13 protein-coding genes are annotated in these 15,605 nt (G+C 55.5%); 3 read left to right on the top strand and 10 right to left on the bottom strand.

Going from position 1 to position 15,605, the window contains the following annotated elements:
• Positions 1-14: 14 nt before the first annotated feature.
• From L3069_RS03870 to thpR, 10 genes are all read right to left on the bottom strand, one after another.
• Positions 15-626, bottom strand: a complete 612-nt coding sequence (locus tag L3069_RS03870) for a fimbrial protein (RefSeq protein WP_023299349.1) — start codon at positions 624-626, stop codon at positions 15-17.
• Between the two features lie 324 nt (positions 627-950).
• On the bottom strand, positions 951-1,331 hold the full coding sequence (gene panD / locus L3069_RS03875) for an aspartate 1-decarboxylase (protein ID WP_022647084.1): 381 nt from the start codon (positions 1,329-1,331) through the stop codon (positions 951-953).
• Between the two features lie 31 nt (positions 1,332-1,362).
• Entirely contained in the window at positions 1,363-2,214 is an 852-nt protein-coding gene (gene panC, locus L3069_RS03880; protein WP_022647085.1) for a pantoate--beta-alanine ligase, read from the bottom strand.
• Between the two features lie 11 nt (positions 2,215-2,225).
• Complete coding sequence (panB, locus tag L3069_RS03885) at positions 2,226-3,017, bottom strand: 3-methyl-2-oxobutanoate hydroxymethyltransferase (protein WP_022647086.1); 792 nt, start codon at positions 3,015-3,017, stop codon at positions 2,226-2,228.
• A gap of 123 nt (positions 3,018-3,140) precedes the next feature.
• Positions 3,141-3,620, bottom strand: a complete 480-nt coding sequence (gene folK, locus L3069_RS03890) for a 2-amino-4-hydroxy-6-hydroxymethyldihydropteridine diphosphokinase (protein ID WP_038415362.1) — start codon at positions 3,618-3,620, stop codon at positions 3,141-3,143.
• A complete protein-coding gene (pcnB, locus tag L3069_RS03895; protein WP_071785222.1) occupies positions 3,617-5,014 on the bottom strand; it encodes a polynucleotide adenylyltransferase PcnB in 1,398 nt (465 codons plus the stop codon). The genes folK and pcnB overlap by 4 nt, the downstream gene beginning before the upstream one ends.
• A gap of 42 nt (positions 5,015-5,056) precedes the next feature.
• Positions 5,057-5,947 (bottom strand): tRNA glutamyl-Q(34) synthetase GluQRS, encoded by an 891-nt coding sequence (gene gluQRS, locus L3069_RS03900; protein WP_022647088.1) that lies wholly within the window; start codon positions 5,945-5,947, stop codon positions 5,057-5,059.
• A gap of 59 nt (positions 5,948-6,006) precedes the next feature.
• Positions 6,007-6,462 (bottom strand): RNA polymerase-binding protein DksA, encoded by a 456-nt coding sequence (gene dksA / locus L3069_RS03905; RefSeq protein WP_001155232.1) that lies wholly within the window; start codon positions 6,460-6,462, stop codon positions 6,007-6,009.
• A gap of 176 nt (positions 6,463-6,638) precedes the next feature.
• Positions 6,639-7,343 carry a DNA/RNA nuclease SfsA gene (gene sfsA / locus L3069_RS03910; RefSeq protein WP_023299353.1) on the bottom strand — a complete coding sequence of 235 codons (705 nt, stop codon included), beginning with the start codon at positions 7,341-7,343 and terminating at the stop codon, positions 6,639-6,641.
• Positions 7,333-7,887 (bottom strand): RNA 2',3'-cyclic phosphodiesterase, encoded by a 555-nt coding sequence (gene thpR, locus L3069_RS03915; protein ID WP_038415365.1) that lies wholly within the window; start codon positions 7,885-7,887, stop codon positions 7,333-7,335. The genes sfsA and thpR overlap by 11 nt, the downstream gene beginning before the upstream one ends.
• Before the next feature lie 73 nt (positions 7,888-7,960).
• Here thpR and hrpB point away from each other — a divergent pair, with 73 nt between their 5' ends.
• The 3 genes from hrpB (at position 7,961) to fhuA (ending at position 15,561) form a co-directional block, all read left to right on the top strand.
• Entirely contained in the window at positions 7,961-10,390 is a 2,430-nt protein-coding gene (hrpB, locus tag L3069_RS03920; protein WP_038415367.1) for an ATP-dependent helicase HrpB, read from the top strand.
• Between the two features lie 197 nt (positions 10,391-10,587).
• Entirely contained in the window at positions 10,588-13,113 is a 2,526-nt protein-coding gene (mrcB, locus tag L3069_RS03925) for a bifunctional glycosyl transferase/transpeptidase (RefSeq protein WP_022647091.1), read from the top strand.
• 237 nt (positions 13,114-13,350) lie between these two features.
• Positions 13,351-15,561: a ferrichrome porin FhuA gene (gene fhuA, locus L3069_RS03930; RefSeq protein ID WP_100167730.1), complete on the top strand. Its 2,211-nt coding sequence runs from the start codon at positions 13,351-13,353 to the stop codon at positions 15,559-15,561.
• Positions 15,562-15,605: the final 44 nt, after the last annotated feature.

Consider the following 15,605-nt stretch of genomic DNA (forward strand, 5'->3'; position numbering starts at 1 on the left):
TTATACGCTTAAAATTACTCGTAGATCATGGTGAATGCAGCTTGTGCCTGAACCACACCAGCTGACACTGGGTTGTTGGCCGCATCCCAGTTCTGACCCTGGGTATACGCTACACGGTAGTAAAGTGCGCCTGCGCCTGTGGTATCAATCGTTGCTTTCTGGGTATTGTTGGTCTGATCCAGTTTGATCTGATCGGTAGCGGAGTTGCCATCGTTTGACAGTACCAGATTGACGTTTTTAGCGGCGCCTTGAGTATTTGATGGTGGAACCAGCAGACCGCCGGAAGTTGAAGAAGAACCCGCCCAGGAATCAAACTGAGCAGATGCCTGGTTGACGGTAGCAGAATCACAACCTGTCAGGGTAAGGGAGAATTTCTTTTCTCCCAGGGTGCTGGTGGTACCCAGCGCATTAGCGAAGTCTTTTACAAACACGGTATCCAGGTTAACGTCAAAATCATTACCATCCTGGTCAATCTTCTGATCCAGGGATACTTTACAGGTGTTATTAGAAACCATACCGTGGAAAGTAATAGTGCCTGTATCTGAAGGAATATCAGCTGCCATTGCAGAACCCGCACTCAGAACCATTGCTACTACAGTTGCCAGACCTAATTTATTAAAAGACATTTTTTATATCCATATTTAAATGCTAGAAAAGTGAACATAAGCAAGGCTTATGTTCGTTCCGAACAGATGCTTCGGGAAAAGGATTCTAAGTGATGAGTAATGGTTGTGAGAAGCCGTTAGGCGTTAGAAATACTTAAACGATCTTTAAGTCAATATGATTATTTAATAGTGAATGATAATAATTGTTCATTATTTTGATGAGCAGGTGTTCGGCAGGGTGACTTGAATATATTAATAAAAATATATAAAAAGAACGCTATTCATTTTAATTATGTATAAATTACCCAACCTATTTGTCGGGTAATTTATAACAGTACTATTGGCTTAGGCAACCTGAACCGGAATTGCCTTCGCAATACGTTTCATTTCATTATCGCCTTCAAAGTATGCCACTTTTGGCTGCCAGCGACGTGCCTCTTCGTCAGACATCATCACAAAGCTGGCAATAATGACGATATCACCCACGTCCGCGCAGTGCGCCGCTGCCCCATTAACGGAGATGATTTTAGACCCGCGTTCAGCGGCAATCGCGTACGTTGAAAAGCGTTTGCCGTTATTAACGTTCCAGATATCAATAGCTTCGTTTTCGAGAATACCCGCCGCGTCGAGAAAATCCTGGTCGATCGCGCAGGAGCCTTCATAGTGCAGGTCGGCCTGGGTGACTTTCACACGGTGAAGCTTACCTTGTAGCATTTTGCGAATCATTACGTTTACCTTTCACTTCCGGGTAGTAAAACTACGCCAGTTCAACCACTTTGTTGTCGATAAGGCGGGCCTGGCCGAGCCAAGCCGCCACCAGAATTACCGCACGTTTGCTGGTATCTGAGAGTTCCAGAAGCGTATCGGCATCCCGAATTTGAACGTCGTCAGCACGAAGACCTTTCTCGTTCAGCGCCTGTTCAGCCAGAGCGATGATTTCTTCTGCGGTTAATTCTTTTGCCAGCAGTTGCTCTGCCATGGTATTCATGACTTTGCTTAAGCCTGGCGCAATTTTACGCTGTTCCGCAGTCAGATAGCCGTTACGGGAGCTAAGCGCCAGGCCATCTTTCGCACGTACAATCGGCACGCCGACAATCTCTATGTCGTAGCCCATATCGGCAACCATTTTGCGGATCAGCGCCAGCTGCTGGAAATCTTTCTCGCCAAAGCAGGCGATGTCCGGCTGCACCAGGTTAAACAGCTTGCTGACGATGGTGGAAACGCCGCGGAAATGGCCCGGACGGCTGGCACCCTCCAGCATGGTCGATATACCCGGTACGTCGACGTAGGTCGCTTCAGTGGTACCCTGAGGATAAACATCTGCGGGGGCCGGTGCGAAGACGATATCCGCATGACGTTTTTTGAGCTTCTCGCAATCTTCCTGCAAGGTACGTGGATAGCGCGCCAGATCGTCTTCGCGATCGAACTGCATCGGGTTAACGAAGATACTGACTACCACGATATCTGCACGGGCTCTCGCTTCATCGACCAGCTTCATATGGCCGTCGTGCAGATTGCCCATGGTCGGGACGAGGGCGATACGTTTACCTTCCTGACGTGCACGGCGGATATGCTGGCGCAGCAGCGGCAGAGTTTCTATGATTAGCACACTTGGACTCCTTAATGGAAACTGTGTTCTTCGCCCGGATAAACGCCGGACTCAACCTCGGCAATATACTGCCGCACAGCAGCACGCATGTCGCCTGCTTCTGTCAGGAAATTTTTAGCAAATTTTGGAATGTGACCGCCGGTGATCCCGAAGGCGTCGTGCATGACCAGAATCTGGCCATCGGTGACGTTGCCCGCGCCGATGCCGATCACCGGAATCGACAGCGCCTCAGTGATACGCTTAGCCAGCTCAACCGGCACACACTCCAGCACCAGCAGCTGTGCACCAGCGGCTTCCAGCGCCAGGGCATCATCAAACAGCGTCTGCGCCGCATCGCCACGCCCCTGAACTTTATAACCGCCAAAGATATTCACGGATTGCGGCGTCAGCCCTAAGTGCCCGCAAACTGGCACGGCCCGTTCGGTGAGCATTTTCACCGTATCGACCAGCCAGTCGCCGCCTTCGATTTTGACCATATTGGCGCCGGCGCGCATCACAGTTGCCGCATTTTCAAAGGCCTGTTCCGGGGTGGCATACGCCATAAACGGCAGATCGGAAAGTAGCAGGCAGGCGGGCGCACCCCGGCGCACGGCGCGGGTATGGTAAGCAATATCCTCGACCGTGACCGGCAGAGTAGAATCATGTCCTTGTACCGTCATCCCTAACGAGTCTCCGACCAGCATGACGTTGATCCCTTCTTCGGCAAACAGTTTTGCGAAGCTGTAGTCATACGCGGTGATAGTGGCGAAGCGTTTCTTTTCCTGCTTGCATTTCTGCAATAAGGAGATGGTAGTTGGTTTCATACTGTTTCCTGATGGCCCAAAAGCGGATCTTTGCGCATTCTAACAGTAACATTCGAGGGAACAATGATTTTAGGCAATCGATTAACCATATTTAACACATGGCTAATCGGGGGTGACACGGGATTACCAGCGGACCGGTTTTTCCGCGTTGAGGCTTTGCAGAACGGCGTTCAGCGAGGTGCCGTCAGGGAAGGTGAGATCGGGGGCGACTTCAAACAGTGGCCAGAGCATAAACCCACGGTTTTTCATGTCATAGTGCGGAACGGTGAGGCGCTCGGTGTTAATCACCTTGTGGCCGAAAAGCATAATATCGAGGTCGAGCGTGCGCGGTCCCCAGCGTTCGGCTTTACGTACGCGACCCTGCTGTAGCTCAATACGCTGGGTATTATCCAGCAGCGTTTCTGCGTCAAGGGCTGTTTCCAGCACCACGGCGGCGTTCAGATAATCAGGCTGATCCTGCGGGCCGAGCGGGGGCGTACGGTAAAAGGAGGAGACCGCCACGATATGGCTTTGCGGGATCTCCCCCAGCGCCTGAACGGCAGCGTTAACCTGCTCAAGCGGAGAGGCCAGATTGCTGCCGATGGCAATATACGCAAGGGTCATGCTGTGCCTTCACGACGCGGCGCGCGCTTGCGCGGGCGACGGTGACGACGGCGCGGTGCCGGCTCGTCATCGAGATCCGTGAGCATATCTTTTTGCTCCGGTGGTGCAGAGACCTGAAATTCTCCCCACCACTGCGCCAGGCGCTGTAGCTCCTGGTTTCTTTCGACTTCAGCACGCAGAGAGAGTAAATCGAACGCGGCGCGGAACTTAGGATGCTCCATCAGTTTCCAGGCACGTTTACCCTGACGGCGGGACATACGCAGCTGAAGCTGCCAGATATCACGCACCAGCGTGGTAATACGTTTCGGGATCGCCAGCGTGCGACAGCCTTCGTCCAGCACGTCGTTTGCCGCCAGCGCGAACGCATCATAATAGGCGAGGCCGCTCTCCTGGGTAATGCGCTGCGCCGTTTCCAGCAGCGGATACCAGAACATGGCCGCGAACAGGAACGCCGGATTCACGCGCATATCGTTATGAATACGGGTATCCGTGTTCTTCAGCACCTGTGCAATCATCCGCTCCATTGCGCTGTCACCGTTTTCGGTGAAGTAGCGGGTAATGGTCGGGAACAGCGGCTGGAACAGGTTGTATTCACGCAGCAAATTGTAGGTTTCAAACCCGTAGCCTGCCTGGAGCAGCTTTAACGACTCCTCAAACAGACGGGCAGGGGGGACGTCGTTAATCAGCGTCGCCAGGCGCGGGATCGGCTCTGCGGTTTCCGGGCTGATACGCATGTTTAGCTTGGCGGCGAAACGCACGGCGCGCAGCATCCGGACCGGATCTTCGCGATAGCGCGTTTCCGGCGTGCCGATCAGGCGAATCAGGCCGTCTTTCAGATCCTGCATACCGCCGACGTAATCGCGCACGGTAAAATCCGCCACGCTGTAGTAAAGGCTGTTGATGGTGAAATCGCGACGCTGAGCATCTTCTTCAATAGAGCCGAAGATGTTGTCGCGCAGCAGCATGCCGTTTTGGCCGCGCTGGGAAGTTGTGCGATCGTTGACGCCCGCTTCGTGGTGACCGCGGAAGGTCGCCACTTCAATAATTTCTGGTCCAAACATCACGTGCGCCAGACGGAAACGGCGACCAACCAGACGGCAGTTGCGGAATAATTTACGCACCTGTTCAGGCGTGGCGCTGGTCGTCACGTCGAAATCTTTTGGTTTTTTGCCCAGCAGTAAATCGCGCACCCCGCCGCCGACGAGATAGGCCTCGTAGCCTGCTTTATTCAGACGATAGAGCACCTTGAGGGCATTTTCACTGATATCTTTGCGGGAAATATTGTGCTGCTCACGCGGAATGACCGACATGTGTGGCTGTGCAATAGCATCATTCGCCATGCTCTCTTCGCGGCTCAGCACTTTACGGCAAAAATTAGCGACTCGGGTAAAAATAGTACACCTCGTAGTGTGTTTTGTTATCAAAAAAGCGGCTAATCATAGCTCAGCGCAACGCATTTGAGAATGCTGGATTTTTGGCACGGCCATAAGCGTCCAGTCAGCAATGGCCGTTTTCAGCAATTCATCCAGACTCAGATCCTGCCATTCCTGCGTTACATTCTGGTTGAGAAATCGCAGCGCGTCGATCAATACCGGGCGCGGATCGCCGTCAGGCAGCGCCGGGGCATGATTCTGTTTTGACAGCTTACTCCCCTGTTCATTGACCGCCAGCGGCAGATGGATGTAATCCGGCACCGTCCAGCCAAACTGCTGGTAAAGCGATATTTGCCGCACGGTAGGCTCAACCAAATCCGCCCCACGCACGATTTCCGTGACGCCCTGGAAATGGTCATCGACAACTACCGCCAGGTTATAGGCAAACAAGCCATCGCGACGGTGAATAATAAAATCTTCACGCGCCAGACGATCATCCGCCTGAATGGTTCCTGAGAGGACATCGGTAAACTGCGTCACCGGAGCGCGCTGTATCAGCCGTACGGCGGCATTCTCAGGGCCGTTGTGCCGCGTACGGCAGTGGCCGTCGTAAACGCCACCCACGCTCTGAATTCGCGCACGCGTGCAGGTGCAGTTATAGGAAAGGCCCTGTTCAGCAAGCCACGCCAGACGTTCACGGTAGGCATCATGGCGTTGAGACTGCCAGAGTACGTCGCCGTCCCAGTGAAGACCGTAATGTTCCAGCTGACGCAGAATAGTTTCTGCCGCACCGGGAACTTCACGCGGAGGATCGATATCTTCAATGCGAACCAGCCATTTACCCTGACGGGCGCGAGCCTGTAGGTAGCTGCCGAGCGCGGCAATTAATGAGCCGAAGTGTAATTCACCGGAGGGAGATGGCGCAAAGCGCCCGATATAGTGAGATTCAGACATATCAACGGTAACAAGGCGGGAGAAACTCCCGCCTTAGCAGAGTAGTGAGAGGGAAGGCGTTAGCCAGCCATCTGTTTTTCGCGGATTTCTGCCAGCGTTTTACAGTCGATGCACAGATCGGCTGTTGGACGCGCTTCCAGACGACGAATACCGATTTCAACACCGCAGGATTCGCAGTAGCCAAAATCTTCGTCCTCGACCTTTTTCAGCGTTTTCTCGATCTTTTTGATCAGTTTGCGCTCGCGGTCACGGTTACGCAGTTCGAGGCTGAACTCTTCTTCCTGAGCGGCACGGTCGACCGGATCCGGGAAGTTAGCAGCTTCATCCTGCATATGTGTAACGGTGCGATCGACTTCATCCCTGAGTTGATTACGCCATGCTTCAAGAATACGCTTGAAGTGCGACAGCTGGGCTTCGTTCATATACTCTTCGCCCGGCTTCTCTTGATACGGCTCCACCCCAGCGATGGCGAGAATACTCAGGGACGATGTTTTACGGTTTTGCCCTTCTTGCATGTTGCTTCTCCTTAACACGCACTATCGATCCCCGTGTTGGGGGAAAAATCAGGTCGCTATAAATAGCAGATGCTTTTCCGTATGGCAATTATCTAAACGTAACACTTGACAACCCTGTGAGGAAAAGCGTATTTGCGCACGCGGCCAGAACACTTATTAGTCAATCGTCTAATCCCTTATAGGACAATGGGAAGAGAGGATCTCAGAGTCATATTATCGGCAGAAAGTTCCGCTTTATAAGCGAAAATCTCTACCCCCTGCTTTTGTGCCTCATTCAACAATTGCGCGTATTTAGGATCAATATGACGGGCCGGGGAAAACCGTTCAATGGCTGAATGCAGAACCGCAAACAGCAACACGGCGCGCTTGCCCGCCGCCGCTACACTCATTAGCTCCCGCAGATGCTTCTGGCCACGTAGCGTTACCGCATCCGGAAAGAAGCCGTTTTCCTCTTCCGCTAACGTCACTGATTTCACTTCAATATAGCACTCAGGGCGGTCTTCCGCCTGTAACATAAAATCAATTCTGCTGCTTTCATCGCCATATTTCACTTCGCTTTTTTGCGTGCCGTAACCCACCAGTTCAGGAAGGATTCCATTTGTCAGGGCTTCCTTAACCAGCTGATTTGCGCGCAGGGTATTAACGCAAATAAATGCCCCGCTTTGCGTCTCGGTCATTTCCCAGGTATGAGGATATTTGCGTTTAGTATTTTCTGATGTGGAATACCAGACCGTGTCACCCGGTGTGGCGCAACCGGTCATGGCGCCGGTGTTAGGACAATGCAGCGTGAGCGTTTCGCCCTCAGGCGTGATCACGTCAGCGAGAAAGCGTTTGTAACGCTGGATCAGCGTGGCGGGCTGGAGTGCAGGGCTAAACTTCATCAGGATTCCTTAACGTATCGCCCAGCGTCCAGCGCTGGAGCGGAGTATAGCGGGTGCGTCCTTGTACAAAGGCAGATTCGTACAGCGCAAATTCATTCACCTGAAAGGACCAGTGAAAGCCCGGTGGCGGGATGGCAACAGCCTGACCCGCATCGCGCAGCAGGGTAATGTGGGGATGAAACGGCTGCGGGCTCTGATAACAGCCGCTGCGCGCGGCCTGTGCCCGCAGCATGTTGGCGAGCTGGAGCAGTCCGCGGGGGGGCTGCCGCGTCCCCAGCCAGACCACCCGAGAGCGCAGCCATTGCCCGGCATCGTCAAGATGCAGCGTAAAACCCGGCTGAGAAATGCGTCCGGCCATTGCGCTTAACGCGCGCTGCTTTTCTGCGCTCACCTCGCCAAGAAAAGCTAACGTCAGGTGCATATTGGCGGCGACGACAGGGCGGCCCGCATCCGCGGGGAAGTGGCTGGCGCGCCAGCGAACAATTTGCCGTTGAAGCGTGGTGGGTAATTCAATGGCGAAGAATAGCCGTTTTGACTCAGACATGCGCAAGACTCGGTAATGATATGCGCCGATGCTACAATGTACGCCGATTAATGTTAACCCTCTGGAGCCGTAAGTGTCCTCTTTGCCCGTCGCCGTCGTCCTTCCTGAGCTACTCGCAGCCTTAGAACATGCGCCACAGGTTTTGCTCAGCGCGCCCACCGGAGCGGGTAAATCCACCTGGCTGCCCCTGCAAATTCTGCGCGAGGGGAGCATCAGCGGGAAAATTATCCTGCTGGAACCGCGCAGGCTGGCGGCGCGCAATGTGGCGCAGCGCCTGGCGGAACTGCTGAATGAAAAACCGGGCGAGACGGTAGGGTACCGGATGCGCGCCGAAACCTGCATTGGCCCGTCTACGCGGCTGGAGGTGGTCACTGAAGGCATTCTCACCCGTATGCTGCAAAACGATCCGGAGCTGAGCGGCGTCGGGCTGGTGATCCTTGATGAATTTCACGAGCGCAGCCTCCAGGCCGATCTGGCCCTTGCGCTGCTGCTCGACGTTCAGCAGGGGCTGCGCGACGACCTTCGGCTGCTGATTATGTCGGCGACGCTGGATAACGAGCGGCTCCGGCAGACGCTCCCTGACGCGCCGATGATCTCCTCTGAAGGGCGTGCGTTCCCGGTCGAGCGCCGCTATCAGCCGCTGCCTGCCCATCAGCGTTTTGACGAAGCCGTTGCCATCGCCACCGCCGAATTGCTCCGTCAGGAACCCGGCTCGCTGCTGCTGTTTTTACCCGGCGTAGGCGAAATCCAGCGCGTACAGGAGCAACTGGCATCCCGGGTGAGCAGTGACGTTATGCTGTGCCCGCTCTACGGCGCGCTGCATTTGGCTGACCAGCGCAAGGCGATCCTTCCCGCACCGGCGGGGCAGCGCAAAGTGGTACTGGCGACCAATATCGCCGAAACCAGTTTGACCATCGAAGGCATTCGCCTGGTGGTGGACAGTACGCAGGAGAGGGTGGCCAGTTTTGATCCGCGTACCGGGCTGACCAGGCTACTGACGCAGCGCATCAGCCAGGCCTCCATGGTGCAGCGCGCAGGGCGAGCAGGGCGTCTTGAGCCGGGTATTTGCCTGCATTTAACCAGCGCCGAGCAGGCGGAGCGTGCGGCATTGCAGAGTACGCCTGAGATTTTACAAAGCGATCTCTCCGGGCTGGTAATGGATCTGATGCAGTGGGGCTGCCCGGACCCTGACCAGCTCACCTGGCTTAATCCTCCGCCTGTTGTGAACCTTTCCGCCGCGCGCAGCCTGCTGACCCAGCTTGGCGCGCTGGAAGGCGAGCGACTGACGGCGCGCGGCCAGAAAATGGCGGCGCTGGGCAACGATCCGCGTCTGGCAGCGATGCTGGTGGCAGCACAAGGCGACGATGAAATTGCCACGGCGGCAAAACTGGCGGCTATTCTTGAGGAGCCGCCGCGCGGTGGCAGCAGCGATCTGGGACAGGCCTTTTCACGCCATCAGGGAAACTGGCAACAGCGCGCGCAGCAGTTGTGTCACCGCCTGAAGAGCCGGGGAGGATCGCCTGACAGCGATAAAGTTATCCCTCTGCTGGCCCAGGCCTTCCCGGACAGAATCGCGCGCCGTCGCGGGCTGGATGGTCGTTATCAACTGGCAAATGGGATGGGCGCGATGCTGGACAGCGATGATGCTCTGACGCGTCATGAATGGCTGATCGCGCCGCTCTTACTCCAGGGCAGTCACTCCCCGGATGCGCGCATCTTGCAGGCGGTTGCCGTAGATATTGACGCCCTGACGCGTGCCTGCCCGCAGCTGCTTCAGCAATCTGACATTGTCGAATGGGATGATGCCCAGGGCACGCTGAAGGCGTTCCGTCGTAGCCAGATTGGCAAACTGACGCTCGGGACAAAACCGCTGGCTAAGCCGTCGGAGGAAGAGTTACACCAGGCGATGCTGAACGGCATTCGGGAAAAAGGGCTGAGCGTATTGAACTGGACGCCTGAGGCTGAACAATATCGTATACGTCTGCACTGCGCCGCGAAGTGGCTGCCCGAAAAGGGGTGGCCAGCGGTGGATGATGAGACGCTGCTCGCGACGCTTGAACAGTGGTTGTTGCCGCAGATGAGCGGCGTACACTCCCTGCGCGCCCTTAAGGCGCTTGATGTTAAGGCAGCGTTACAGAATTTACTGGACTGGTCGTTACGTCAACGTCTGGATAGTGAACTGCCTGGGCATTACACTGTGCCAACCGGGAGTCGGATTGCCATTCGTTATCATGAGGATAATCCGCCAGCGCTGGCGGTTCGGATGCAGGAGATGTTTGGTGAGGCCACCACGCCGTCCATCGCTGAAGGGCGCGTGCCGTTAGTGCTTGAGCTGCTTTCGCCTGCGCATCGTCCCTTGCAGATCACCCGCGATCTGAGGGCGTTCTGGGCGGGGAGCTATCGTGAAGTGCAGAAAGAGATGAAGGGGCGATATCCCAAACACGTCTGGCCGGACGATCCGGCGAATACCGCGCCGACACGGCGCACGAAGAAATATTCGTAATGGGGGAGTGCGGCCTGAAAGGGAAAGTGCGGCCTGATGCCCTCACCCCGGCCCTCTCCCACAGGGAGAGGGAGAAAACACTAAAGACTTTCCTGTCAGGAAAGTCTTGCTGTTTATTTTGAGAGATTTCTTCTTTCACTGACCTGTGCAAGATAAGAAAATCTGGCCTTTGCGCCTGAATGTTGCGGAGAAAAAGCATGGCGGGGAATGACCGCGAGCCAATAGGACGTAAGGGAAAGCCGACGCGTCCGGCGAAAGAAAAGGTAAGCCGTCGTCGCCTCAGAGATGAGGAGTATGACGATGACTATGAAGACGATTATGAGGATGAAGAACCGATGCCGCGTAAAGGGAAAGGCAAAGGGCGTAAGCCTCGTGGTAAGCGCGGCTGGTTCTGGCTGCTGCTGAAGCTGTTTATTGTTTTTGTTGTTCTGATCGCGATTTACGGCGTTTATCTGGATCAGAAGATCCGCAGCCGTATTGACGGGAAAGTCTGGCAATTGCCTGCGGCAGTGTACGGCCGCATGGTGAACCTTGAGCCGGACATGTCCATCAGCAAGAATGAGATGGTGAAGCTGCTGCAAGCCACGCAGTATCGTCAGGTCACGAAAATGACCCGTCCGGGTGAATTTACCGTCCAGGCGAAAAGCATTGAGATGATCCGCCGTCCGTTCGACTTCCCGGACAGTAAAGAAGGGCAGGTGCGCGCGCGTCTGACCTTTGACGGCGATCGCCTGGAAACCATTGAGAACATGGATAACGATCGCCAGTTCGGTTTCTTCCGTCTCGATCCACGTCTCATCACCATGCTGTCGTCCGCAAACGGCGAACAGCGCCTGTTCGTGGCGCGTAACGGCTTCCCGGATCTGCTGGTGGATACCCTGCTGGCAACCGAAGACCGCCACTTCTACGAGCACGACGGGATTAGCCTCTACTCCATTGGTCGTGCGGTACTGGCGAACCTGACCGCGGGGCGTACGGTGCAGGGGGCGAGTACCCTGACCCAGCAGCTGGTGAAAAACCTGTTCCTCTCCAGCGAGCGCTCTTACTGGCGTAAAGCCAACGAAGCGTACATGGCCGTGCTGATGGATGCGCGCTACAGCAAGGATCGTATTCTTGAGCTGTACATGAACGAGGTGTACCTCGGTCAGAGCGGCGATAACGAGATCCGCGGCTTCCCGCTGGCGAGCCTGTACTACTTTGGCCGTCCGGTAGAAGAGCTGAGCCTTGATCAGCAGGCGCTGCTGGTGGGCATGGTAAAAGGCGCGTCGATCTACAACCCGTGGCGTAACCCGAAACTGGCGCTGGAGCGTCGTAACCTGGTGCTGCGTCTGCTGCAACAACAGCAGGTGATTGACCAGGAGCTGTACGACATGCTGAGCGCGCGTCCGCTGGGCGTTCAGCCGCGCGGTGGGGTGATCTCTCCGCAGCCTGCCTTTATGCAGATGGTACGTCAGGAGTTGCAGTCTAAGCTCGGAGATAAAGTGAAAGATCTCTCCGGGGTGAAGATCTTCACCACCTTTGACTCCGTGGCGCAGGATGCGGCAGAAAAAGCGGCGGTTGAAGGTATTCCGGTTTTGAAGAAGCAGCGTAAGCTGAGCGATCTGGAAACCGCGATGGTGGTAGTTGATCGCAACACCGGCGAAGTTCGCGCCATGGTGGGCGGCGCCGAGCCGCAGTATGCGGGCTATAACCGCGCGATGCAGGCGCGTCGTTCGATTGGTTCTCTGGCAAAACCGGCAACCTACCTGACCGCGCTGAGCCAGCCGAATCTCTATCGACTGAACACCTGGATTGCCGATGCGCCAATCTCCCTGCGCCAGCCTAACGGCCAGGTGTGGTCTCCGCAGAACGATGATAAGCAGTTCAGCGGCCAGGTGATGCTGGTGGATGCGTTAACCCGCTCGATGAACGTGCCGACTGTTAACCTCGGCATGGCGCTGGGCCTCCCCGCCATCACCGACACCTGGCAGAAGCTGGGCGTACCGAAAGATCAGCTGCACCCTGTGCCAGCGATGATCCTGGGGGCGCTTAACCTGACGCCAATCGAAGTGGCCCAGGCGTTCCAGACCATCGCCAGCGGCGGAAACCGTGCTCCGCTCTCCGCCCTGCGTTCGGTGATTGCCGAAGATGGCTCCGTGCTGTATCAGAGCTTCCCGCAGGCGGAGCGCGCTGTTCCGGCGCAGGCGGCCTATATGACGCTGTGGACCATGCAGCAGGTGGTCCAGCGCGGTACCGGGCGTCAGCTGGGGGCGAAGTATCCTGGTCTGCATCTGGCGGGTAAAACCGGGACTACCAACAACAACGTCGATACCTGGTTCGCCGGTATTGATGGCCGTGAAGTGGTGATCACCTGGGTGGGCCGCGATAACAACCAGCCGACCAAACTGTATGGTGCGAGCGGCGCGATGTCGATTTACCAGCGCTATCTGGCCAATCAGTCTCCGGTGCCGCTGAACCTCGTTGCCCCGGAAGATATCGTCGATATGGGCGTGGACAGCTCGGGTAACTTCATCTGTGGCGGCGGCGTGCGTTCGCTGCCGGTCTGGACGACCAACCCGGATGCGCTGTGCCAGCAAAGCCAGCCAGAAGAACCGACAGGTAACCCGTTCGATCAGTCTTCTCAACCTCAGCAGCCGCAGCAGCAACAGCCGCAGCAGCAGAACGAGAAGAAAGACAGCGACGGCGTCGCCGGCTGGATCAAGGATATGTTCGGCGGCAACTAGCCCTTATGACACCCCCTTCCCTGGAAGGGGGTATTTTTTCACCTCAGCAACTCATTTCCTTAACCCTGTTTTCAATCCTTATTAACGACCCGTTTTCCGTTGATTATTTCTTAAACCCTCAATTCTTGTAGGGCCGCATATCGCTTGCTATGCCGTCAGCGTTTCGCATATTATTCTGCGGTCATAATAATAATTCTCGTTTACGTTATCATTCACCTTTTTCATCAGAGATCCATCATGGCGCTTTCCAATACTGCTCAGCCAATTAACACGTCGCTGCGTAAAATCGCAGCCGTCGTAGCCGCAGCGGTTGCCGGCATGTCTGCTTATGCACAGGCCGCTGAAACCCCCAAGAAAGAAGAAACCATCACCGTGACTGCCGCACCGGCTGCACAGGAAAGTGCCTGGGGTCCTGCTGCGACGATTGCGGCAAAACGCACTGCAACGGCGACGAAAACCGATACACCCATTGAGAAAACCCCGCAGTCTATTTCTGTTGTGACTCGTGAAGAGATGGACATGAAACAGCCGGGGACGGTTAAACAGGCCCTGGCCTACACCCCAAGCGTTTTCGCAACGCGCGGCGCCTCAACAACTTACGATGTGGTTTCGATTCGTGGTTTCACGACCTCCAGCACCGTGAATACCAACCAGTATCTGGATGGTATGAAGTTGCAGGGAGACAACTACTCTGAAGCGTCCATGGACCCGTACTTCCTTGAGCGCGTAGAGCTGCTGCGTGGCCCGACGTCTGTACTGTATGGCAAAAGCCATCCGGGCGGCGTAGTGAGTATGGTCAGTAAGCGTCCAACCACGGAACCGTTGAAAGAAATTCAGTTCAAAATGGGGACGGATAACCTCTGGCAGACGGGGTTTGATTTCAGCGACGCGATTGACGATGACGGCGTGTGGTCCTACCGTCTGACCGGTCTGGGACGTAGTGAGAACGCGCAGCAGGAAATGGTGAAATCTACTCGTTACGCGATTGCGCCGTCTTTCAGCTGGCGTCCTGATGATAAAACCGATTTCACCTTCCTGAGCAACTTCCAGAGCGATCCGGATGCGGGTTACTACGGCTGGCTGCCACGTGAAGGTACCGTTGTGCCTTACTATGATGCTAACGGAAAAGCGCACAAACTGCCGACCGACTTCAACGAAGGAGATGAAGACAATAAGATCTCCCGTCGTCAGAAAATGGTGGGTTACAGCTTCGCGCATGAATTCAACGACACCTTCACCGTGCGTCAGAACCTGCGTTATACCAAAATCAACACCCTTTACCGTTCAGTTTACGGTAACGGCTATATCGCCCCGGCCCAGATCAGCCGTGCCTACGTGCGCTCAGATGAAGACCTCAACTCGTTCACGGTTGATACACAGCTCCAGTCGAAATTCGCGACCGGCGCCGTTGACCATACCCTGCTGACGGGTGTGGATTACCTTCGTATGCGAAATGACATTGATGCTGACTACGGCACCGCCGATCCGATCAGCATGAACAATCCTCAGCACGGCAATGCGAACGTCAATGTGAACTTCCCGTATGCCATGCTCAATCGTCAGGAGCAGACCGGGCTCTATGCGCAGGATCAGGCTGAATGGGATAAGTGGGTACTCACCTTGGGTGGCCGCTATGACTTTGCGAAAACGTCTGCCTTTAACCGTAATAACGGAACCACCGCGGAAATTAACGATCAGGCATTTACCTGGCGCGGGGGGATTAACTACCTGTTCGACAACGGGATTACACCATACTTCAGCTACAGTGAATCCTTTGAACCGCTCTCTGGCACTACTCAGGGTGGTAAACCGTTCGATCCGGCACGCGGCAAGCAGTATGAAGCGGGCGTGAAGTATGTTCCAAAAGATCTGCCTGTTGTGGTGACGGCAGCGGTATACCAGCTGACCAAGAACAATAACCTGACCGCGGATCCGGCGAACCCGACCAGCGGCTTTAGCGTGCAGGGCGGTGAAATTCGCTCCCGAGGCTTTGAGCTGGAAGCGAAAGCGGCGGTGTCGGCTAACGTGAACGTGACGGCGGCCTACAGCTACACCGATGCGGAATACACCCACGACACCTGGTATGAAGGTCGTCGTCCGGCAGAAGTACCGCGCAACATGGCATCACTGTGGGCGGATTACACCTTCCACGAGACGGCGCTAAGCGGCCTGACCGTTGGTGCGGGTGCTCGCTACATCGGTAACACGGTGACGTACTACTCCTCAGCGTCGCCTAAAGCCTATGAGTCCTTTAACGTCGCGGGTTATGCCCTGGCGGATGCGACCGTGAAATACGATCTGGCGCGCTTCGGTCTGCCGGGCTCTTCCGTCGGCGTCAACGTGAACAACATCTTTGATCGTGAATACGTCTCCAGCTGCTACAGCGAGTATGCATGCTACTGGGGAGCAGGACGCCAGGTTGTTGCCACGGCGACCTTCCGCTTCTAACCTCTTTATGGGCACGGTTCGCCGTGCCCTTTTTATTTAAGTTG

This window comes from Enterobacter cloacae complex sp. ECL411 (assembly GCF_021869665.1).
Classification (GTDB): Bacteria; Pseudomonadota; Gammaproteobacteria; order Enterobacterales; family Enterobacteriaceae; genus Enterobacter; species Enterobacter intestinihominis.